General features: G+C 45.6%; 21 protein-coding genes. 6 read left to right on the plus strand and 15 right to left on the minus strand.

Annotated features, from left to right (window positions below; all coding sequences use genetic code 11):
• Positions 1 to 161 precede the first annotated feature (161 nt).
• The 6 genes from LG330_RS16070 to LG330_RS16095 form a co-directional block, all read right to left on the minus strand.
• The gene (locus tag LG330_RS16070; RefSeq protein WP_404405608.1) at positions 162 to 374 is read right to left on the minus strand and encodes a hypothetical protein; all 213 of its coding nucleotides are present in this window, start codon (positions 372 to 374) and stop codon (positions 162 to 164) included.
• A gap of 99 nt (positions 375 to 473) precedes the next feature.
• On the minus strand, positions 474 to 1124 hold the full coding sequence (locus tag LG330_RS16075) for a PolC-type DNA polymerase III (protein ID WP_404405610.1): 651 nt from the start codon (positions 1122 to 1124) through the stop codon (positions 474 to 476).
• A gap of 14 nt (positions 1125 to 1138) precedes the next feature.
• Positions 1139 to 3013, minus strand: coding sequence for a DUF294 nucleotidyltransferase-like domain-containing protein (locus LG330_RS16080; RefSeq protein WP_404405612.1), 1875 nt, complete (start codon positions 3011 to 3013; stop codon positions 1139 to 1141).
• Positions 2982 to 4658 carry a sodium:solute symporter family protein gene (locus LG330_RS16085; RefSeq protein WP_404405614.1) on the minus strand — a complete coding sequence of 559 codons (1677 nt, stop codon included), beginning with the start codon at positions 4656 to 4658 and terminating at the stop codon, positions 2982 to 2984. Before LG330_RS16085 ends, LG330_RS16080 begins: the two co-directional genes overlap by 32 nt.
• A gap of 71 nt (positions 4659 to 4729) precedes the next feature.
• Positions 4730 to 5032 (minus strand): DUF4212 domain-containing protein, encoded by a 303-nt coding sequence (locus tag LG330_RS16090; protein WP_404405616.1) that lies wholly within the window; start codon positions 5030 to 5032, stop codon positions 4730 to 4732.
• Between the two features lie 17 nt (positions 5033 to 5049).
• The gene (locus tag LG330_RS16095; RefSeq protein ID WP_404405618.1) at positions 5050 to 5235 is read right to left on the minus strand and encodes a hypothetical protein; all 186 of its coding nucleotides are present in this window, start codon (positions 5233 to 5235) and stop codon (positions 5050 to 5052) included.
• Between the two features lie 323 nt (positions 5236 to 5558).
• On the opposite strand from LG330_RS16095, the gene LG330_RS16100 reads away from it, so the two are divergent.
• On the plus strand, positions 5559 to 5750 hold the full coding sequence (locus LG330_RS16100) for a YwbE family protein (RefSeq protein WP_374096966.1): 192 nt from the start codon (positions 5559 to 5561) through the stop codon (positions 5748 to 5750).
• Between the two features lie 196 nt (positions 5751 to 5946).
• Here LG330_RS16100 and LG330_RS16105 read toward each other — a convergent pair whose 3' ends face one another.
• The 3 genes from LG330_RS16105 to LG330_RS16115 form a co-directional block, all read right to left on the minus strand.
• Positions 5947 to 8193 (minus strand): helicase C-terminal domain-containing protein, encoded by a 2247-nt coding sequence (locus LG330_RS16105; RefSeq protein ID WP_404405621.1) that lies wholly within the window; start codon positions 8191 to 8193, stop codon positions 5947 to 5949.
• A 202-nt stretch (positions 8194 to 8395) separates the two neighbouring features.
• A complete protein-coding gene (locus tag LG330_RS16110; RefSeq protein ID WP_404405623.1) occupies positions 8396 to 9577 on the minus strand; it encodes a class I SAM-dependent rRNA methyltransferase in 1182 nt (393 codons plus the stop codon).
• Entirely contained in the window at positions 9558 to 10028 is a 471-nt protein-coding gene (locus LG330_RS16115; RefSeq protein ID WP_404405625.1) for an SRPBCC family protein, read from the minus strand. The genes LG330_RS16110 and LG330_RS16115 overlap by 20 nt, the downstream gene beginning before the upstream one ends.
• 159 nt (positions 10029 to 10187) lie before the next feature.
• Here LG330_RS16115 and LG330_RS16120 point away from each other — a divergent pair, with 159 nt between their 5' ends.
• A complete protein-coding gene (locus LG330_RS16120; protein ID WP_404405627.1) occupies positions 10188 to 10997 on the plus strand; it encodes an SGNH/GDSL hydrolase family protein in 810 nt (269 codons plus the stop codon).
• 137 nt (positions 10998 to 11134) lie between these two features.
• Here the strand turns inward: LG330_RS16120 and LG330_RS16125 are convergent, their stop codons facing one another.
• From LG330_RS16125 to LG330_RS16150, 6 genes are all read right to left on the minus strand, one after another.
• Positions 11135 to 11443, minus strand: a complete 309-nt coding sequence (locus LG330_RS16125; protein WP_404405629.1) for a hypothetical protein — start codon at positions 11441 to 11443, stop codon at positions 11135 to 11137.
• 14 nt (positions 11444 to 11457) lie between these two features.
• On the minus strand, positions 11458 to 12462 hold the full coding sequence (msrB, locus tag LG330_RS16130) for a peptide-methionine (R)-S-oxide reductase MsrB (protein WP_404405631.1): 1005 nt from the start codon (positions 12460 to 12462) through the stop codon (positions 11458 to 11460).
• Positions 12423 to 13211 (minus strand): hypothetical protein, encoded by a 789-nt coding sequence (locus tag LG330_RS16135; RefSeq protein ID WP_404405633.1) that lies wholly within the window; start codon positions 13209 to 13211, stop codon positions 12423 to 12425. Before LG330_RS16135 ends, msrB begins: the two co-directional genes overlap by 40 nt.
• A gap of 236 nt (positions 13212 to 13447) precedes the next feature.
• Entirely contained in the window at positions 13448 to 13825 is a 378-nt protein-coding gene (locus LG330_RS16140; protein ID WP_404405635.1) for a response regulator, read from the minus strand.
• A 201-nt stretch (positions 13826 to 14026) separates the two neighbouring features.
• A complete protein-coding gene (locus LG330_RS16145; protein WP_404405637.1) occupies positions 14027 to 14398 on the minus strand; it encodes a VOC family protein in 372 nt (123 codons plus the stop codon).
• Positions 14398 to 14658: a hypothetical protein gene (locus tag LG330_RS16150; RefSeq protein WP_404405639.1), complete on the minus strand. Its 261-nt coding sequence runs from the start codon at positions 14656 to 14658 to the stop codon at positions 14398 to 14400. Before LG330_RS16150 ends, LG330_RS16145 begins: the two co-directional genes overlap by 1 nt.
• Positions 14659 to 14967: 309 nt before the next feature.
• Here LG330_RS16150 and argC point away from each other — a divergent pair, with 309 nt between their 5' ends.
• From argC to LG330_RS16170, 4 genes are read left to right on the plus strand one after another with little or no spacing between them, the layout of a single operon-like run.
• Positions 14968 to 15999 carry an N-acetyl-gamma-glutamyl-phosphate reductase gene (gene argC, locus LG330_RS16155; RefSeq protein ID WP_404405641.1) on the plus strand — a complete coding sequence of 344 codons (1032 nt, stop codon included), beginning with the start codon at positions 14968 to 14970 and terminating at the stop codon, positions 15997 to 15999.
• Positions 16000 to 16053: 54 nt separating this feature from the next.
• Positions 16054 to 17280, plus strand: coding sequence for a bifunctional ornithine acetyltransferase/N-acetylglutamate synthase (argJ, locus tag LG330_RS16160; RefSeq protein ID WP_404405643.1), 1227 nt, complete (start codon positions 16054 to 16056; stop codon positions 17278 to 17280).
• Positions 17243 to 18013, plus strand: coding sequence for an acetylglutamate kinase (gene argB / locus LG330_RS16165; protein ID WP_404405645.1), 771 nt, complete (start codon positions 17243 to 17245; stop codon positions 18011 to 18013). Before argJ ends, argB begins: the two co-directional genes overlap by 38 nt.
• Positions 18010 to 19164: an acetylornithine transaminase gene (locus LG330_RS16170; RefSeq protein WP_404405647.1), complete on the plus strand. Its 1155-nt coding sequence runs from the start codon at positions 18010 to 18012 to the stop codon at positions 19162 to 19164. Before argB ends, LG330_RS16170 begins: the two co-directional genes overlap by 4 nt.
• Positions 19165 to 19396: the final 232 nt, after the last annotated feature.

Consider the following 19396-nt stretch of genomic DNA (forward strand, 5'->3'; position numbering starts at 1 on the left):
CACCTTCCTCCGAACATCTATGATTAACCTTCGAACATCGCTTAACGAACGTCGAACATGGCCGGTTGAACGTCGAACACCCGATGTTTTCCCCCGAACCAACATTACTTCAAATAAAAACCGTCCGGCACTTACCCACCAAACGGTTCTCATCCCACTATTTAAGTATCCATTAACCTATTACTCGCAATCAATCTGTACACGGTACTCACTGATCTATTTTTCTCTTCCCATTCCGTAGTAATGACATCAGGGATTTCATAAGACTGTTCCATCCGGATCATCAAATCAGCATATCTTTCATCAAGTAAATCTACTGGAATGGACTCCGCTTTTAATGTATGGAATTCCTGTAAAATGCTTTGAAGCGTCATTTCTGACAATCCTCTCTATGTTCAATTTACTTCGTGCACCTTACTATTCCCACATAACAAAATGTTTCAAACCATTTCCAGCATATTGTTAAAAATTTGTCACGGTGTTCTCGATGAACGCAGTGCCAGAAGCTCCCCCCAGGTTGTGATCCCTCTCTCTTTCACACGTTCACACAGCTCGCAAAAAAGGTAGGCTGCTGTCAGTGCATCTCCGAGTGCTGTATGCCGGTCATACATCCTCGTTTCAAAGACAGATGCATAGTAGGCAAGGTCCTTCATTTCCCAAGTCGGTACGAGATAGGAAAGCAGGTCGAGTGTATCCATTGCCGGAGGCTCCTGATAGCGGAGTGAGTTTCTTCTGAGCTCATGTTTAAAAACGAGCAGATCAAATGAAATATAGTGCCCGGCAAGCGCATGAATCCCGAGCTGTTTTCCTTTGTCAAAAAGCGCTTCAATGGCCTCCATCGCTTCAGGTGCATCCGCTACATCCGATTGTCTGATTGACGTCAGGTCTGTGATGACAGGCGGGATGTCTCTTCCCGGGTTCACGTATGACTGAAATGACTCTTTCTCCAGTACCTTCAGCCCCTTAACGGGCACGGCGCCAATTTCAATCAGCCTGTCATCCTTTCCCACTGCAAAGCCTGTTGTTTCAGTATCTACAACGAGCAAATTCAATTCTTCAAGCGGTGTGGAAAGCGGAATATCTGTGATGATCTGATCATCAAATTTCTTTGACCATATCGCCATGTTGCCCCCTCCTTTTACACACCCATTCCTCTAACTGCTGCCTGCTGAAAATTGCGCAGCGTTTCAAGTGATTTTGACAGTAAGGCTTTCTCTCTTGAGGTCAGCTGATCCGGACGGACTTCTGATGTTCCTTCCTGCTTGCGCTGAAGGTTCAATGATAGGATAAAGTCGATGCTCTCCTTCAGATCTGCATCCTCTTCAATCTTCCCTTTTTCCGTCAGATTCGCAATTCTTTCAGCAGTTGACCCTTCTAATATGCCTGCACGGATTGAACTGATTTGCAGTGCATGATGGAATGGAAAAAGTACCTGCTTTTTCAGATCAATCACTTTACCTTCTCGTAAAATGAAGCTTCGAATCCGGTGGTCAATTGAAGGGATGGGCGCTGTTTTAATTTCCTCTGCCATTTGTCTGAGCAGCACACCGGAGTGATCAAGTTCTTTCTTCAGCCCCTGCATGAAAGCGTGATGGACCTCGGCACTTCCATAGAGCCATCTCATTGCAAAAAAGTTATAGGCATATAGGATGTTTTGTGGTGTAGAGCGTAGTGCCCACCTTCTGATCCGCTGCTGCCAGTCAGTAACAGACCCTCTCCACATCGGGTTGCTGACCATCATATCACCATCGCATAATCTGAAGCCGGCTCTTTCCAGCAGAGACGTGATTTCTGTGCCCAGCTTTTCAAAATAAGCCTTTTCTTTCTCACCATTTCGTTCAAAAACAAGAAAATGATCCTGATCAGTCATTTGGAACTGCTCACCGCGGCCTGCACTTCCCATTTGATAAAAGGCAAATTCACATGGCGGTTCCCCGATGTTTCTAACCGCATCGTTCAGCAGCTTTCCTGTCAGCTGATCAAAAAGCGGTGTCATAGCTGAAGACAGCATACGGATACTCGCACGTTCAACGATCAGCTGTGAAGCCATTTTCTTCAGATCCTCTGACAGCTTTTTCAGTGATGACGGGTCAACTGACTGGATTTCCTTCATCAGGTGCTGGATGGATCTGTGACGCTGTTTTAAGGCGTCTGAAAGGGTCAGCATGCCGATCGGACGCTCCCTTTCGTCAAGAACCACAATGTGTCGCAGGTCACCTTTCATTTGAAAAACAGCGAGCGCATCATAATAAAATGCACTTCTTTTAATGACGGCGCATTCCTGACCGATCTCTGACAGCTGTGCAGTAAGCGGAACTTTTTCAGCGATCGCTTTCATGACTTCTCTCATGGACACAATATAAGGAATGTCATTTTTCACAAATACAGCAGCACTCAGTTCGTGACGTGCCATAAAACTGATGCCTTCTTCGATTGTACTGTCAGCTGAAACGGTAAGCAGCGGGGAGGACATCATGTCCTGCACCCGCTGAAATACCTGCTTCTGCTGTTCAATCCACCCTGCCTGCTGCATCTGTTCAGTTAATGACTGATACACATCCTGCAGGCGGAAGATCGCTTTTTCCAAAAAGTACTGCTGTACTGAAGGCTCCCCCCAGAGCTCTTGCAATACGCTGTATGGAATAAATAATCCCTGTGTTGTTTCAAGCGCTAAAATCTCAACGGTATGAACAGGTTCATCCGTTGGTTTCAGCATCGTACTGATACTTGCAAGCCCGACTATTTCGCCGGGACCTGCAAACTCAAGCACTTCTCTTTCATTTCGGAACCCTGCTGCATATACTTCAGCAAGCCCTGATGTAATCAGCAGAATTCCTTCCCTTTTTTTACGCGCATCCGCAATTAAAACACCCTGGTCGTACTGCCGCTCCTGACAGAGGTCATAAAGCCGGCTGAACTCACCTTCAGATCTGTTTTTAAAAAGCGGTGTCTCTTTTATAAATGCTTTGATTGATTCACCGTCACTTGGATGGCGGTACGTCGTTTCCGTCATCAAGCCACACCTCTCCATCGCGGTATGTCATCTGCTCAGGATAACGAAGGTCAATAACCTCTTCCTGAATTTTCTGTGATGGCGGCTTCGTCGCAAGTGATACGACTACGTTTGCAATGATCGCAGCAGATGCACCAAAGACGCCTGCTCCGGTATCAATAATGCCTAAGATCGTAAATCCGCCATATTTAGCTGCGAAAATATAACCAAGCGTCACTGACAGACCGACAAGCATGCCGGCAATAACCCCTTTAGCATTCGATCGCTTCCACCATACACCAAGGAGCAGCGCCGGGAAGAAGGATCCGGAAGCAAGTGCAAAGGCCCACGCAACAATCTGCGTAATCGCACCTGGCGGGTTCAGTGCAATCACACCCGCTGCAAGCGAAGCAAGGACAATCGACCAGCGTCCAACTGCAAGACGTTTTTTATCTGATGCATTTGGATTAATTGAACGGAAATAAATATCATGTGAAAGTGATGCTGAAATGGCAATCATCAGACCACCGGCCGTTGAAAGTGCGGCAGCCATCGCACCTGCTGCCATCAGACCGATGACAAAGATACCGAGGTTTGCTATCTCAGGCGTTGCCATAACGACAATGTCATTTGCGATTTGCAGCTCCTGCCATTGCAGCACGCCGTCTCCACTCGTGTCTGCAACCTGCAGCATTCCGGTATCCACCCATGACGCTGTCCAGGCAGGAAGCTGATCAATTGGTGAACCTGCAACCTGTGTCATCAGGATAAAGCGTGAAAATGCAGCATATGCTGGTGCTGAAAGATATAGAAGTCCAATGAATAACAGCGCCCATGCACCACTCCAGCGGGCAGCTTTCATGGTTGATACTGTGTAAAAGCGTACGATTACGTGCGGAAGCCCTGCAGTACCGGCCATCAGCGTGAACATCAGCGCCAGGAACTGCCACTTGGTTCCTTCTGTAAACGGAACAACATATTCAGAAATACCAAGTTCCCGGTCAAGTACTCTCATTTCCTCAATCACTGAACCATATGAAACCCACGGCAGTGGATTATTTGTCAGCTGTAGCGCCATAAAAATAACAGGTACAAGATACGCTGTGATTAACACGCAATACTGTGCAACCTGTGTCCAGGTAATCCCTTTCATCCCCCCAAGTGCTGAATAAAAGGCAATCAGACACGCCCCGATGATGGTACCGACCCGGTAATCCACTTCAAGCAGACGTCCGATTACAACGCCCGATCCTGACATCTGTCCGATTGAATAAGTAAAACTGATAATGATTGTTGCAACAGCAGCAATCAATCTGGCAAGATTACTCCCATAACGATCCCCGATAAACTCAGGAACCGTATAACGTCCATACTTACGAAGCTGCGGCGCCATCAGGAAGGTTAATAATAAATAACCGCCTGTCCACCCCATAATATAGCCAAGCCCGTCATATCCCATGATCATGACAGTTCCGGCCATACCAATGAATGAAGCAGCACTCATCCAGTCAGCACCAATTGCCATCCCATTATAAATTGGCGGCACGCCGCGTCCTGCTACATAAAAGTCCGATGTTACTTTCGCCTGATTATAAATGGCGATTCCTATGTAAAGGCCAAATGTGATCAGTATAAAGGCGAGTGAAACTATAAACTGACTATCCATTCTGTATCCCCCTTTGAATGACACTCATTCAATTAGTTGTCTAGACAACCATTCTTTCAGGCCTATCCCCTTTAATGGTCGACAGTCTTCCCTGAACCAATCGATTCATTTTTCGCTTCATCAATGCCATACTTTTTATCAACACGGTCGCTGACGATCGCATTTACAAACAGCAGAATAATAAAGGTCAGTACCGCACCCTGGGCACCCATATAATAATGAACCGGAATCCCGTTGAACGTAAACTCTGACAGCGGCTCCGCGAATAGTACAACCCCATATGAGACCGTTGCACCGATTGCCAGATAAATCATGATCAGCGTTGTACGTGTCTTGAAATAGGAATCTGCTACCTTCTTATCAATCTTCTTCATAATTCTCCCCCTTTGCATTAACCTCTCAAGTCGAAGATAAATGTCACAGTATCCCAAAACGGCATTGGCACTTTCACGATCTCAATGAATATTAATGCGCCTACACCAAGCACCGGTGTTAAAAGCAGCCGTTTTTTCTTCAGCTTTAAAGCCAGAAAAACCGATACAACCGTCAGTATTCCTAAAAACCACACCGAAAACATAACATCCTCCTTTGTAAGCGTTATCATTTTTATTTAATAAAAAGAATGAATATTCAACCTTTTTACATTATTCATTCAATTAGCACCTGATGTCAAGAATTGTTCACAACCCAAAAGGGGTATTTGGTCCTGTAATACTGACCGGTCAGGCAGCTGTACTGCTTTTAAAATCCTGTAATACCGTAATTTTCACTACCAAATGAACTCTGTATTAATACAGAATACTTTTTTAATTTTTTTGTAATCATGCGGCAGTTTTGACGAATATTGAGGAGTCACGTTCTGTGATATACTAAGAAAAAATTGAAACGGGGTTATTCAGCATGAATGGACAGAAACGAAGCGATATTGCACCTGGTAAAAAAGTCGATATTGTCTTGAAAAAAGACCAGCGATCAGGAAACCTGACAGCTGGTACAGTAAAAGATATATTAACGAACTCACCAAGCCATCCGCACGGGATCAAGGTGCGCCTTGAGGATGGACAGGTTGGTCGAGTGAAAAAGGTGTATTGATTTTTATGAGTGTGCGGTTCGGGAGACTTGGCTTCCGGATCGTTTTTTTGTGGTCGGGGCGTAGGTCTAATAGCATGAAGCGGCGAAGTTTGTGTAGTGAACGGCGAACCACCGGGGTTATACGTCGAACAACCCCTGCGATGCGTCGAACAGACAACATTTCCCGGCGAACGCCAGTCATTTCCTATCGAACACCCTACTTCCACTCATCCGGCAGCAATTTCTGATACTGCGCCGTCAGATACCGGTCATCAATCAGCAGCAGAATCCCGCTGTCCTGTTCAGTGCGTATCAGCCTTCCACCTGCCTGCAGCACCTTATTCATCCCTGGAAAAACATACGCATACTGATAGCCGTTCAATCCTTTGTCCTGAAAATATTTCTTCAGCTGGTCCCGCTCAGGGTTGATCTGCGGCAGGCCAACACCAACAATCGCGACACCGGTTAACTGATCACCCGGAAGATCCACTCCCTCGGAAAAGACGCCGCCAAGCACCGCAAATGCTGCAATTCGCCGTTCATTTTTGAATGAAGCTAAAAACGTATCACGCTCAACTTCATTCATTCCTGAAGACTGCATCATCAGCTCGACGCCTTCGATCCCTTCTTCTTCAAAAAACTCATAGGCCATTTTCATATAGGCGTATGAAGGAAAAAAGACCATGAAGTTGCCTGTGTGACGCTCAATGGCGCTTCTGAGTTCGTCTGTAATCCGTCTGATCGTTGCTTCACGATCCTTATATTTAGTAGAAACAGGCACCGTTTTAACTTCTATCTGCTCTTTGCTAAATGGTGACGGCAGATCAAGCTGAAAGTCTTCCTGTTCCCCGCCGAGCATCGTCCGAATATAGGAAACAGGCTGCATTGTGGCACTGAAAAAGACGGATGCTCTGTACCCCTTTGCAGATCCCTGAATAAATGCTGAAGGATCCATGCAGACGATCTTAATCAGCACATCATTTCGCATTTTCTGAATGTAAATGTAAAAGCGCTCATCAATCTGTTCGGCTGCTGCGGTCAGCTGGCGCACGGTGAAGTACTGATCAATCACCTGATCATCGCGCACTCCTGACTGCACAAGCCTTTCTGCTTCTGTGAAAAATGCCTGCACCGCTTCAAGCCAAACTTCGGGCAGCTCATCTACAATTGCAAAGGATTCACCCAGCTCTTTTTTCACTTCCAGGAATGCTTTGTTTACACGCTTTGCTGCCTGCTGAAGCGCGGGGTGCTGATCATTTCTGCTAAGCTGTAAGAATGGCGCCTTTGTTAATGAAGCTGAATACATATTACTCGCACGGTCCGGCAGATTATGCGCCTCATCCACCAGCAGCACTGAGCGGCTCTTCTGCTCGCCTGCCATGCGCTTTCTTGAAACGCGCGGATCAAATACGTAGTTATAATCCCCAATCATCGCGTCCGTTACATAAGAAAGGTCCATTGAAAATTCAAACGGGCATACGCGGTGCTTCATTGCATACGTCTCAATCACACTGCGTGTCATCATTGTTTCATTTGCAAGGATATCCATCACGGCCCCATTAATCCGGTCAAAATGCCCGTCAGCAAATTCGCAGTACTCTTTCTGGCAGATCGTTTTTTCCTTAAAACAGATTTTATCCTTTGCCGTCATTGAAACAGCCGACATCTTCAGCCCTTTACTTTGCATCAGGCTGAACGCTTCTTCTGCAGCAATGCGTGTCGTTGTTTTAGCGGTTGTATAAACGATCTGATTAATCTTTTCTTCACCCGCCGCTTTCACAGCTGGAAATAATGTCGAGATGGTCTTTCCGATTCCGGTCGGCGCCTGTGCAAACAGCTTCGCCTTTTCGTTAATTGTCTTATAGACTGAGCCGGCGAGCTCCCGCTGACCCGGTCTGAATGTCTGAAATGGAAAGCTGAATGTTTCAATAGAGTCCTGTCGATCCTTCCTCAGACTTTGCATCAGTAAAGCAAAAGGCTCATAAATTTTCACCATTTCAATGACTTTATCTTTTAAAAAGGAAGCACTGTATGTCTCGATAAAACGCATTTCCTTACGCGTAGAAGACTGCACATAGGTCACCTGGACCTGAATCTCTCCAAGACCAATCTCTTCCGTTAAAATCCACGCATAAACAAACGCCTGCGCTTTGTGGACCTCTGCAGGCGATTCTATGTCATCAAGCTGTCTTGAGGTAGATTTAATCTCATCTACAATATAACCGCTCTCACGCTTTAAGAGACCATCACAGCGTCCCTCTAAGATAAATGTTTTACCATCGAGATCAAGTGCGCGTGACAGGAATTTTTCTTTTTCGTCTTCCGCACCGTACGTTTTCTGGATCGCCTGATGGATTCTGGTCCCTTCCATCATGACATTGGCGCTTCCAATTGCAGCGTCTATACTGCCGCTGCGGTGAACGTATTCAGCAAGTCTTCTTGCAGATAATGTAACGGGCTCCATCAGGGATCCTCCTTTCGTTCGTGAGTTTGTTTTGTGGTGTCAGGGTTGCGGGTGATTACGGGATATGGACAGGATCAGGCGGGATTGCGACCGCCTGCGCTGTGATGGAGACAAGTTCCCGGGCGTATCGCTACATCCTGCGGCACAATTGCTACAACTTCAGCCAAAATAGCGATATCCTGCTCAAGCCATCCCTAAAATCCTACATCGTCTGTATCACACATACCTTCAAATAGTCTCCAGCCGGATAAGCTTCTGTGGTGCGGAAGTCCTCAGGAAGCGAGAAGGTTTCAATGATCTTATAGCGTGCACCTTTTTCTTTGAATGCCTGATCAATAAATGACCGGAACTTCTTCATATCAAAAGAAGCGGCGTTTGTAGACGCAACGATGATCCCTTTTTTCTCGGTGATATCAATGGCCTGCTTCACAAGGTTCATATAATCTTTTGACGCAGAAAATGTATGTTTTTTCGAGCGCGCAAAGCTTGGCGGGTCCATGATAACCAGGTCAAATTTCACTTCGTTTTTCACACAATAGTTGAAGTAGCGGAAGACGTCGCGCACAAGGATGTCCTGCGCTTCATAATCAATGCCATTCATGCTGAACTGCTCAATTGTTTTTGGGACACTGCGATTTGCAAGGTCAACGCTCGTTGTTTTCGTTGCACCGCCAAGCGCAGCAAAAACGGAGAAAGCGCCTGTATATGAGAAAGTGTTAAGTACCGTTTTACCTTCAGCGTATTTGTCCCGGATCGCTTTTCTGACATTGCGCTGATCAAGAAATACACCTGTCATCGCCCCATCATTCAGATAGACGGCGAAGTGTGCGCCATTTTCTTTTACAAGCAGCGGGAAATCAGGTCGCTCCCCTTTTACAAAGTCATCATCTTCGACGTACTGCCCTTTTGAATCAAAGCGCTTTTTTTCATAGATGCTTTTATAAGAAAGAATCTGTTCAAATGCACTCAGAATCTCATCTCTGAACTGATAAATCCCAGTGCTGTACCACGTGAACAAATAGTGCCCAGCGTAATGATCGATCGTCAGACCGCCAATGCCGTCACCTTCTCCGTTGAACAGGCGGAAGGCATCTGTCTGATTGTCATCAAAGAAGTCTTTACGAAAAGCCACAGCCTCTTCAAGCTTATTTTTAAAAAGGGGCTCCCGGATTTCCTCGTTTTGATCCCATGTCAGCAGCCAGCCTGATCCTTTATTCTGCTTGCCGAGATATCCTTTTGCGAGAAACTGCCCGCGCGGATCAATTGCTGTAAATACTTTTCCTTCCTGTTCAATATTGCCCTGCTGGATCATTTCTTTTGTTAGCAGCGGGAATCCTTCGCGAATTTTTTCTGAATAACCTTTTTTAATCGTTATTTTCGTCATGCTTGCCCTCCGTACGGCTTTCAATATATTTTTTCAGCTTCTGTAAATGGAATAATTCTTCCCTTGAAATCATGCGGACGATCATTCCTTTAAATAAAGAGCGTGCAAAGCCCTGAGTTGTGATGGTACCGTCGAACGTTACAAAAGTACTGTTCTCATCCTCTTCCCTGAATGTATAGCGGAAATTGATTTTCACACCGTTTTGCTCACTTGTTACAGCATAGGATTTATTCTCTGCAAATTCAGTAACGACCAGTTCAGACTGGACTTTCCGGCCGCCGAGATCTCTGACTTCTTCATACTTTGTTCCTTCGCCGATCGGTCCTTCAGTCAATTTTTTCACACTGATCACCTGATCCATGATCTCAGGTGACTTTTCCATTTGTATCGTTTCATTAAAAACCGTCTCAACCGGACGGTCAATCACCATTGTCTGATTCAAAGCACCCATTCCGAACCCCCCTGTACACATTGTCTATTTTCTATTATAACGCGTTCCTCCTGCTTATGCCGAGAAGGACGACAGACGACCTATTGAGGTATTATTACATTTTTGTTACAATTGTATTTATAACGTGTTACCGAAAAACGAAAGGAATGTACCTGCCAGATGAAATATTTAACTAAGCTGCTGTTGATCAGTTGTGTCTTCCTCGTACTGATGGGAATGGTACGCGGTGAATACCGCTCAAAGCAAAGTGCTGTAGCGGAAGAAATGCACAAACTTAATCCTGCATATAATACTGATCTTTCATATATAGATTTTCTCACGTACCGAGTATTAAAAAATGGTTCAGCACGCGTTGCCATTCTTGGCAGCAGTGTAACAAAAGGGGTCGGCGCAAGCGCTCCTTCATACAACTGGAAAGCCCTGCTGCAAAATGAAATCCGCAGCACATCCAGACCGCTCCGCCACGTAACCATTGCGAACCACGGGCACTCCGGCTACACTTCTGAAATGCTGTTAAGACCGGAAGTCATTGAAGGTGTGATAAAAAGCAGGCCGGATCTGTTAATTCTTGAGACATCCGTAATAAATAATTACCGTAAAAACGTACCTTTAAATGTCACTGAATCATCACTGAAAGAACTGTATCGTACATTTACCCAGGCAATCCCCGGGCTTGAGATCCTGTTCATCTCACCAAATCCGATTCTAAAAACAAACCTGACAGAATCAGGTCTGAATGAACTCGGCTTAACATTTGCAGATTATAACAACCTGACCAAAGCACTTGCCGCTGAAAATGGCTGGCACTACTTTGACACACACGATGCGATCTTAAATGAAATGACTGAACGCAACATCGCCATAGAAGATATGCTGGCTGACAAAATCCACCCAAATGACCTTGGATATGAAATGTGGTTTAACCAGTTGTATCACAACAAGATGACATTGCCTAAGTTTGGGGAGTAATCGAAAAGAGCCGGAGATTGGTCTCCGGCTCTTTTTTACATGTTTTAGGCGACTCACTGGGGACGGAGTTCAGTGGTTCACTTTTAGAATCATTCTAAAAATGGATCACGCAACTCCGTCCCCAGTGTGCCGCTGTGTCACCCACCAAATATCGTCGCAAAAATAAACGTAAATAAAATCGGTGCAATCCAAACGATTGGCAGACTGTTCACAAGCAGCATCTTTTTCCAGTTGTATTTATGGTATGACATCCATGAGATCACAATTGCGATCATCAGGATCACCGGGTAAGACCCGACAGCATAGAGTACCATGCGCCCTGCAAATGATCCGTCCTGCTCAATATTCATCAGTGATACGCCGTAGAATGTAAACCAGACCGGCAGGAATAATACATAAAAAAACTGGCTTCCGAATAACAGCAAAGCCACTTTGGCATTTTTCAACAGAAGGTCCTCCTCTAATCTTTCTTTAAAGCAAATAATATCATAAAGTCACCGTAACCTTCTTCATCAAGCCGTTCTTTCGGAATAAATCTGAGCGCTGCAGAATTGATGCAATAACGCAAACCGCCTTTTTCCCGAGGCCCATCTTCAAACACATGTCCCAGATGAGAATCAGCGTGACGGCTTCTGATCTCACGACGCGTATTTTTCGTTGATACATCCCACTTCTCTTCCACCATCGAATCAGTGATCGGCTTTGTAAATGATGGCCACCCGCAACCCGCATCATACTGATCCCGTGACGAAAAGAGCGGCTCCCCTGATACGATATCCACATAGATACCCTCACGCTCGTTACCCCAATATTCATTTTCATAAGGAGGCTCAGTTCCATTTTCCTGCGTCACTAAATACTGCATGTCTGTCAGCTTCTCTTTTAAATGCGTTCGGTTTTTTGGCCAGAATTTACGCTGGAACTTTTCACGGCCTGACCCTTGAACATAGAGCGCATAGCGGAAGCCATTTTTCAGATCAAAGTCCTGATGAAAATCCTCTGCAGGATAAAACGGACCTGCTTCCCTGATTTCTGTTACAATCGGCTTTTCAAAACGGCCGCTCTCTGCAAGCTCATTTCGAGACTTTAGCGCCGCCTGCCTCTGCCCATCTGTATACGTAAAAATAATCGACCTGTACGCATCCCCGCGGTCTGAGAACTGCCCCGCTGCATCAGTCGGGTCAGTCAGCGGCCAGTAGATACCCAGTAATTCCTCATAAGAAATCCGCTCAGGATCATACTCAATATAGACTACCTCCACATGACCCGTCCCGCCGTTTTTCACCTTTGAGTAAACAGCGTTTTCTTCAGCGCCACCGGTATAACCCGAGACCACTTTCAGCACGCCATCACGTTCCTGAATCGGTCTGACCAGGCACCTGAAGCAGCCGCCTGCAAATATTGCTTTTTCCATTTTGAACACCTCTACCTGTTGCCTCGCTGCAGATAGCTCATCCAATAGCATACGACTGCTGCAGCAAGTGTTTTTTCATTTTCAGAAAGCTGACCTCCTACTTTGACAAGGTCAAGCGCAGTAGATTTTTGAAACTGCGGCTTTATCGCATAGTCGAAATAACCGTGTCTGTACGAGGCGAAAAAGCGCCCGTCCTGCGTTGACACATCAAAGTCTCCAGCCATCGATTTTGTTTTTACTTCACATAACAGTTCTCCGTCTGCTGTATAGATCGATCCATTGGTTCTGGTTAATTTTCTTTCTTCTTTAAAGAAGCCTGCTGTCTCACCTTTATGATTTCTGATCTCAAGCACTACGTTGCCGTCTTCTTTTCTCTTCTGAAAAGCCACCGCAGGTTCATTATGAGAGGTAAAGATTCCTGCTGTAAAAGAAAAGTATGCTTCCAGGCCGGCAAAAGCTGCAGACATCAGTTTTTTGATCAGCGGCAGATTTACGATTTTATAAGCACCGAGATATTCTCCGTCTTTATTAATGATTGTCATTGCCCCGGCTGAACTGCCACTCCACTCAAAAATCCATTCATCTTCATCCAGCAACGAACGCCCCTCAAGATCAGCAGCCTTTGCTAACCACTTTGCCTGCTTTTCTTTCGATCTTATGTAAAAGTACGGCGACATCCCGATTGCAAAAACCGGCAATGCCAATGCACTTAAGAATTCAACTTCCAAATAAAGCATGAGCGCAACAACTGCCCCCATAAAAATAAAGCCTGCTATCAATGCGACGTTCTCTTTTTTCATCCCGGCCACCTCACTATTCTAATTATTTATACGAACGAGCGAGGCAAGCGTTTCAACTATATGAGGCATGAGCGGAGTTGCAGCACTCCACCCCCAGGTTGTAGCGATACACCCGGATACTTGCACCAACCCACACTCAGTTTGTCGCAATCACCGCTCACCCGGTAGCAATCACTCACAACCTGCTCCCCTAAAAATCCCGGCATAAGAAAAACCCCCAGGCCTTTGCCAGGGAGTCAGTCATTTAGTTTCAATCTATTTTTTAAATGCTGAGTTAAAGTTGTTCTTAACATTTCCGACGTCAGCGGCAATATGTCTCCAGTTGACTTGCGTCCTTCTCTTGCCACTTGTAACCCTCTTGTTGCATCTTCGTGATGCCACAGATAGACAATCGGACATTTGGAATACTCTCTGATTTGACGGTACCAGTAAAAGCCGTCGAAAAAAGGCAGTTTCACATCCAAGAGCACCAGGTCTGGCTTTTCTTCGATGAAATGCTCTATAATCCGTTCAAAATCTGTGACCGGTATGGATTGATACCCCAGGTCAGAAACCTGTTCTGTGAGATCCAAGCGAAGGTCAGCGTTATCTTCAATAATCATGATTCGCTGCATGCTGATGACCTCCTAACTACTTCATTCCATAAGCCTGATGGTCACATTTATTAACTGATTTAAATCTAGAAAAAAATACGCTCCTTACATTTGAAAACAATCGTTCAACAGACTGCGATCTGTTGTTCCCATTTTTTCATACTTAACCGTTTTTGTCAAAGGCTGCAAGGGAACTTACTTGTTTACCTCACATAATAGGTTTTAAACGTGATACTCCAGAAATTCTAACTTATTTCCAAAAGGATCTCTGACAAAAAACCTGGTTCTTCCTTCGATCGGCTGCTCTTCCTGAATCGTTATGTTCTCTTCAGATAAACGTATGCGAAGTTCCTCCAGATTCTTTACAATAAAGGCTGGATGTGCCTTACGCGGAGGAGTATACGGCTCCTCACGCCCGATGTGTATTTCCTGGTTTCCACATAAAAACCAGCACCCACCGTTCCCACGAAGGTTAACAGGCTTAGGCGTTTCTTTCAACCCAAGCAGGTCAGAATAAAATCTGCGCGCCTCATCTTCACTGCCTTCAGGTGCTGTCAATTGCACGTGGTCAATGCCTTCAAACTGAAAACTCATCACATCATCCCCTTTATTTTTTCTTCTACCATTTTAATAAATTCAATCGGATTTTCTCTGACTTTATAAGGGTATAGTCCGCGGGTCGTATGCACGTACAATAGACCGAAGCTTCTCTGGCTCTCTTTATAGGAAAGGTCAAGAATTTCGTGGAAATAAAATTCATTGGAGTCGTCAGTCAGTTTTTGAGGGTAAAGGTGCAGAAAGCTTTCATGTTCAATGATGTGTTGTTCTTCCCACTCAATCTTACGTGTGATCATCACATACGGATGCGAAGCAATGCGGCTGATAAAAAAACCTCCCTTAAATTCGATTACTTCCTATTATTTTAACGAATTTAACCTAAGAAAGATATTCACAGAGCTTAGTCATAAATATTTAATCTCATCGTAATAATTACTTCATTAAAAAGTTTTACACAGATTTATTAAAATAAGTTTATTCCTACTGCTATCTATGTTGTAAGCGTTACCATAAACTGAATTGCGTAACATTTTATAAAAATACGGTTGATTTTATTTTTATACATCCCTATAATATGCCTAACATATTTTTTTGGAGTGATGGATGTGAAAGTTGGAATTATAGGTGCAACCGGTTATGGCGGTCTTGAGCTCATCAGGCTTTTACATCGTCACAGCGGAATATCATCAATTGACCTGTTTACTTCTTCTGATGAAGGAGAGTTATTTTCTCATAAATATACATATTTAATGAATATTTATGACACCCCTCTTCATAAAATCAGAATTGAACATTTAGCAAAACTGGATGTCATATTCACAAGTACACCAAGCGGCGTAACAAGCAGACTGCTGCCCCCCCTCATTGGTAAGGGGCCGCGCATCATCGATCTGTCAGGCGACTTCCGGCTATCCGCTGAAGATTACAGTGAATGGTACGGCAAAGACGCTGCCCCTGAGTCTTCCCTTCAGAAGTCAGTGTACGGGCTGACTGAATGGAACCGGGATGCTGTAAAGGATGCAGTCATGGTCGCAAATCCAGGCTGCTATCCGACAGCTGTGCTGCTGAGTCTGCTTCCTGCTGTTAAAAATGGGTTGATTGATACTGACAGCCTGATCATTGATGCGAAAAGTGGTGTATCAGGTGCAGGTAATAAGCCAAATCAAATGACTCACTTCAGCGAAACAAATGAAAGTCTTTCTATCTATAAAGTAAATAAACATCAGCATATACCTGAAATCGAAACGGGCCTTGCCAGGTTTGCGGAGAAGACACGACCCATCACCTTCAGCACCCACCTTGTGCCAATGACACGGGGAATCTTGGCAGCCGCTTATGCACCGCTTGCTGACGGTGTAACTGAAAAGCAGCTGCAGGAATGTTACCAGGACAGCTACCAGAATGAAACGTTTGTCAGACTGATGCCGCCGGGACCAAAGTTCAGCACAAACCAGGTATACGGCTCCAATTACTGTGACCTTCAAATCCATGTAGATCAGCGTACAAATCGCGCCACAATCGTCTCAGTAATTGACAACCTCGTAAAAGGTGCTGCAGGTCAGGCGATTCAGAATATGAACGTTCAGTTCGGATTTAAAGAAACAGAAGGACTCGATCTCGTTCCTTCGTATATATAACTGACAATGAACAGCTATTTAAAGAGCACCGCATTTTAAGGAGATGAAGTTTGTATGACGACTGTCTATCCATCAATTAAGAAAATTTCAGGTAATAATATTGCTTCGCCAATTGGATTTAAAGCTGCAGGGCTTCATTGCGGCATTAAACATAAAAAGAATGATCTCGCACTCTTAGTGAGTGACGTCCCTGCAAACGCTGCGGGTGTTTATACGACGAATGCGGTTCAGGCTGCTCCTTTAAAAGTGACAAAGGAAGCACTGGCTGTTGATAAGAAGATGCAGGCAATTATCGTGAATTCCGGTAATGCCAATGCCTGTACAGGGAAGCAGGGCTATGTGGATGCGCAGACGATGCAGCATTTAACAGCTGATCTACTAAATATCGAGCCTCACCTTGTAGGCGTCGCTTCAACAGGTGTGATCGGTGAGAAGCTGCCGATGGACCGCTTAAAATACGGGATCCCAAAGCTTGAGCCGGTTGCCGGACTGAAAGGATCAATCGACTTTTCACAGTCCATTCTGACGACTGATACCGTTTCTAAAAACACTGCTTATAAAGTGGACATTGACGGAAAAACCGTGACCGTTGCAGGTACTGCGAAAGGTTCCGGTATGATTCATCCGAATATGGCAACGATGCTTGGATTTATTTCAACAGACGCTGCGATTGAATCTGATCACCTGCACAGCGCACTAAAATCCGTAGTCGACCGATCATTTAACTCGATTACGGTAGACGGTGATACGTCAACAAATGATATGGTGCTCGTAATGGCAAACGGACTTGCTGAAAACGAGACGCTCTCTCCTTCCCACCCTGACTGGAAAGTGTTTGTTCAGACACTTTTACACGTCTGTGAGGATCTTGGCAAAATGATTGCGAAAGACGGTGAAGGTGCGACAAAGCTGATCGAAGTTGAGGTGAACGGTGCAAAGAACGATGAGGAAGCACGTAAGATCGCTAAAACAGTTGTCGGCTCACCGCTTGTAAAAACGGCGGCATTCGGCTGCGATGCAAACTGGGGCCGTATTCTTGCTGCAGTCGGCTACAGCGGCATGACCATCGATCCGAATGAAGTTGAAATTCTGATCGGCACCACACCGGTTGTGCGCGGGGGAGAGCCACTTCCATTTTCAGAGGATGAACTGACTGAATACCTGAAGCAGCCTGAAATCAAACTGAAGGTGAACGTGAATCAAGGCGATGGAAAAGGACTTGCCTGGGGGTGCGACCTGACATATGACTATGTCCAGATCAACGCAAGCTACAGAACATAAAACGGTCATTAAGCTCGGGGGCAGTCTGCTAGAACGGCTGACACCCGACTTTTTCAAAGGCATTCAACAGATGATTGAAAACGGCAAAAAGGTGATCATCGTTCACGGTGGCGGTCCGGCCATCAACCGCAGGCTGAAAGAGGCGCAGATCGAAACGTCTGTTGTGAATGGTCTGCGCGTTACACCTGCTGAAGCGATCGAGATTGTGCAAACTACATTGATTGGCTCAGTGAACCCCTGGATCGTCCATCAGCTTGAACAGGCAGACATTCAGGCAGTCGGCTTAAACGGCTTTGACGGCGGATTAATGAAAGCATCCTTTTTAGATCAGGAAATATACGGCTACGTCGGACAGATTGATGACGTGAACCCTGCCCTGCTCCACCTTCTAAAAGATACTGTACCGGTGATTTCATGTATCGGCAGAACAGACGAAGGACAGGCGCTGAACATTAATGCTGACACAGCTGCCGAAAAGATTGCTGCTGCAGTTCAAGCAGATGAACTGCTTTTTGTGACTGACACGCCGGGTATCAAAGTAAACGGGCAGACCGTCACAAGGACTCACCCGGATGAAATTAACGGCTGGATTACAGACGGCACAATATACGGCGGAATGATTCCAAAAGTTCAGGCAGCTGCCGGCTGTTTGGAAGCGGACATTCCAGCTGTCCGGATTGTCAATGAAATGCTTGAAGGCACAACGATTTTAAAGGAGGTGGCTGTCGGATGAGTGCACTTTTTCAAAACTACGCGAGACGTTCCCTTCACATCGTGAAAGGTGAAGGGACCACGGTATGGGATGACCAGGGTAAAACCTATCTTGATTTCACAAGTGGGATCGCTGTTGTCAGCCTCGGACACAGCCATCCGAAATTGGTAAGTGCGCTGCAGGCACAGGCTGAAAACCTATGGCATATTTCAAACCTGTTTGAAAGTCCTGCCCAGGAAAAGCTTGCTGCTGATCTTGTAAAAGACACACCGCTTTCCCGCGCAATGTTTTGTAATAGCGGCGCTGAAGCAAATGAGGCAGCAATCAAGCTTGCAAGAAAAGCAACAGGCAAGCACGTGATCATCACATTTGACCAGTCCTTCCACGGCAGAACAACCGGCGCCATGGCGGCAACCGGTCAGGATAAAGTAAAAGAAGGGTTCGGACCGCTCATGCCTGAGTTCCGGACCATCCCTTTTAACAATATAGAAGCTTTAAAGACGGCAGTTGATGAAGACACAGCAGCCGTCATGCTCGAAGTCATTCAGGGTGAAGGCGGCGTGAATCCGATTGATGAGGATTTTGCAGCTGAACTACAGGAGCTAAGTGAATCAGCAGGATTTCTGCTGATCATCGATGAAGTACAAACTGGCATCGGCCGGACAGGTACAAGATATGCATTCGAACAGACGCCGCTTAAACCGGATATTGTTACGCTTGCAAAAGGACTTGGCGGTGGATTCCCGGTCGGTGCAATACTCGGATCAGAACCGCTAGCCGAATATTTCGGTCCTGGTTCACACGGATCCACATATGGCGGCAATCCGCTCGCTATCACTGCAGCTCAAACGGTTGTAGACCATGTATTTGATGAATCATTCCTTGAGGAAGTCCGGCAAAAAGCCGCTTACCTTCGCGAACAGCTCGCATCGCTTTTCGGACTTTCACAGGTAACATGCATACAGGGTAAAGGCTTAATGCTCGGCATCGTGCTGAGCACAGAAGCTGCGCCGATTGTTAAAAAAGCTGAGGAAAACGGCTTGCTGCTCGTGCCAGCAGGACCAAATGTAATCCGGCTGCTCCCTCCGCTGACGGTCAGCTACGAGGAGTGCAAGCAGGCAGCTTCACTGCTTGAGAAGACGATGATGCAGGTGGAGTATACGGTGAGTTGATGGGTTAGTGTTTGGAGGTTCGACGAAAAATCGTGTGTGTTCGGCGTAAATCATCGCTGGTTCGACGTTCAATCACTCATGTTCGACGGAAAAACAAAACGGTTCGACACTTAGCTATCGATGTTCGCTACTTAGTGTAATTTGACCTATACCATACGAGCAAATTGACCACCGCGATCAAACCTAAATACCAGCTGTCCCGGAAGCCAACACCTTCCCGGACAGTATTCTT

The organism is Jeotgalibacillus malaysiensis (genome assembly GCF_044789845.1).
Taxonomy (GTDB): domain Bacteria; phylum Bacillota; class Bacilli; order Bacillales; family Jeotgalibacillaceae; genus Jeotgalibacillus; species Jeotgalibacillus malaysiensis_A.

What these genes read in the sequence shown, in the direction of transcription:
- LG330_RS16070 (WP_404405608.1), bottom strand. Translation starts at nt 374, where the DNA reads ATGACGCTTCAAAGCATTTTACAGGAATTCCATACATTAAAAGCGGAG.
- LG330_RS16075 (WP_404405610.1), bottom strand. Translation starts at nt 1,124, where the DNA reads ATGGCGATATGGTCAAAGAAATTTGATGATCAGATCATCACAGATATT.
- LG330_RS16080 (WP_404405612.1), bottom strand. Translation starts at nt 3,013, where the DNA reads ATGACGGAAACGACGTACCGCCATCCAAGTGACGGTGAATCAATCAAA.
- LG330_RS16085 (WP_404405614.1), bottom strand. Translation starts at nt 4,658, where the DNA reads ATGGATAGTCAGTTTATAGTTTCACTCGCCTTTATACTGATCACATTT.
- LG330_RS16090 (WP_404405616.1), bottom strand. Translation starts at nt 5,032, where the DNA reads ATGAAGAAGATTGATAAGAAGGTAGCAGATTCCTATTTCAAGACACGT.
- LG330_RS16095 (WP_404405618.1), bottom strand. Translation starts at nt 5,235, where the DNA reads ATGTTTTCGGTGTGGTTTTTAGGAATACTGACGGTTGTATCGGTTTTT.
- LG330_RS16100 (WP_374096966.1), top strand. Translation starts at nt 5,559, where the DNA reads ATGAATGGACAGAAACGAAGCGATATTGCACCTGGTAAAAAAGTCGAT.
- LG330_RS16105 (WP_404405621.1), bottom strand. Translation starts at nt 8,193, where the DNA reads ATGGAGCCCGTTACATTATCTGCAAGAAGACTTGCTGAATACGTTCAC.
- LG330_RS16110 (WP_404405623.1), bottom strand. Translation starts at nt 9,577, where the DNA reads ATGACGAAAATAACGATTAAAAAAGGTTATTCAGAAAAAATTCGCGAA.
- LG330_RS16115 (WP_404405625.1), bottom strand. Translation starts at nt 10,028, where the DNA reads ATGGGTGCTTTGAATCAGACAATGGTGATTGACCGTCCGGTTGAGACG.
- LG330_RS16120 (WP_404405627.1), top strand. Translation starts at nt 10,188, where the DNA reads ATGAAATATTTAACTAAGCTGCTGTTGATCAGTTGTGTCTTCCTCGTA.
- msrB (WP_404405631.1), bottom strand. Translation starts at nt 12,462, where the DNA reads ATGCTATTGGATGAGCTATCTGCAGCGAGGCAACAGGTAGAGGTGTTC.
- LG330_RS16135 (WP_404405633.1), bottom strand. Translation starts at nt 13,211, where the DNA reads ATGAAAAAAGAGAACGTCGCATTGATAGCAGGCTTTATTTTTATGGGG.
- LG330_RS16140 (WP_404405635.1), bottom strand. Translation starts at nt 13,825, where the DNA reads ATGCAGCGAATCATGATTATTGAAGATAACGCTGACCTTCGCTTGGAT.
- LG330_RS16145 (WP_404405637.1), bottom strand. Translation starts at nt 14,398, where the DNA reads ATGAGTTTTCAGTTTGAAGGCATTGACCACGTGCAATTGACAGCACCT.
- LG330_RS16150 (WP_404405639.1), bottom strand. Translation starts at nt 14,658, where the DNA reads ATGATCACACGTAAGATTGAGTGGGAAGAACAACACATCATTGAACAT.
- argJ (WP_404405643.1), top strand. Translation starts at nt 16,054, where the DNA reads ATGACGACTGTCTATCCATCAATTAAGAAAATTTCAGGTAATAATATT.
- argB (WP_404405645.1), top strand. Translation starts at nt 17,243, where the DNA reads ATGACTATGTCCAGATCAACGCAAGCTACAGAACATAAAACGGTCATT.
- LG330_RS16170 (WP_404405647.1), top strand. Translation starts at nt 18,010, where the DNA reads ATGAGTGCACTTTTTCAAAACTACGCGAGACGTTCCCTTCACATCGTG.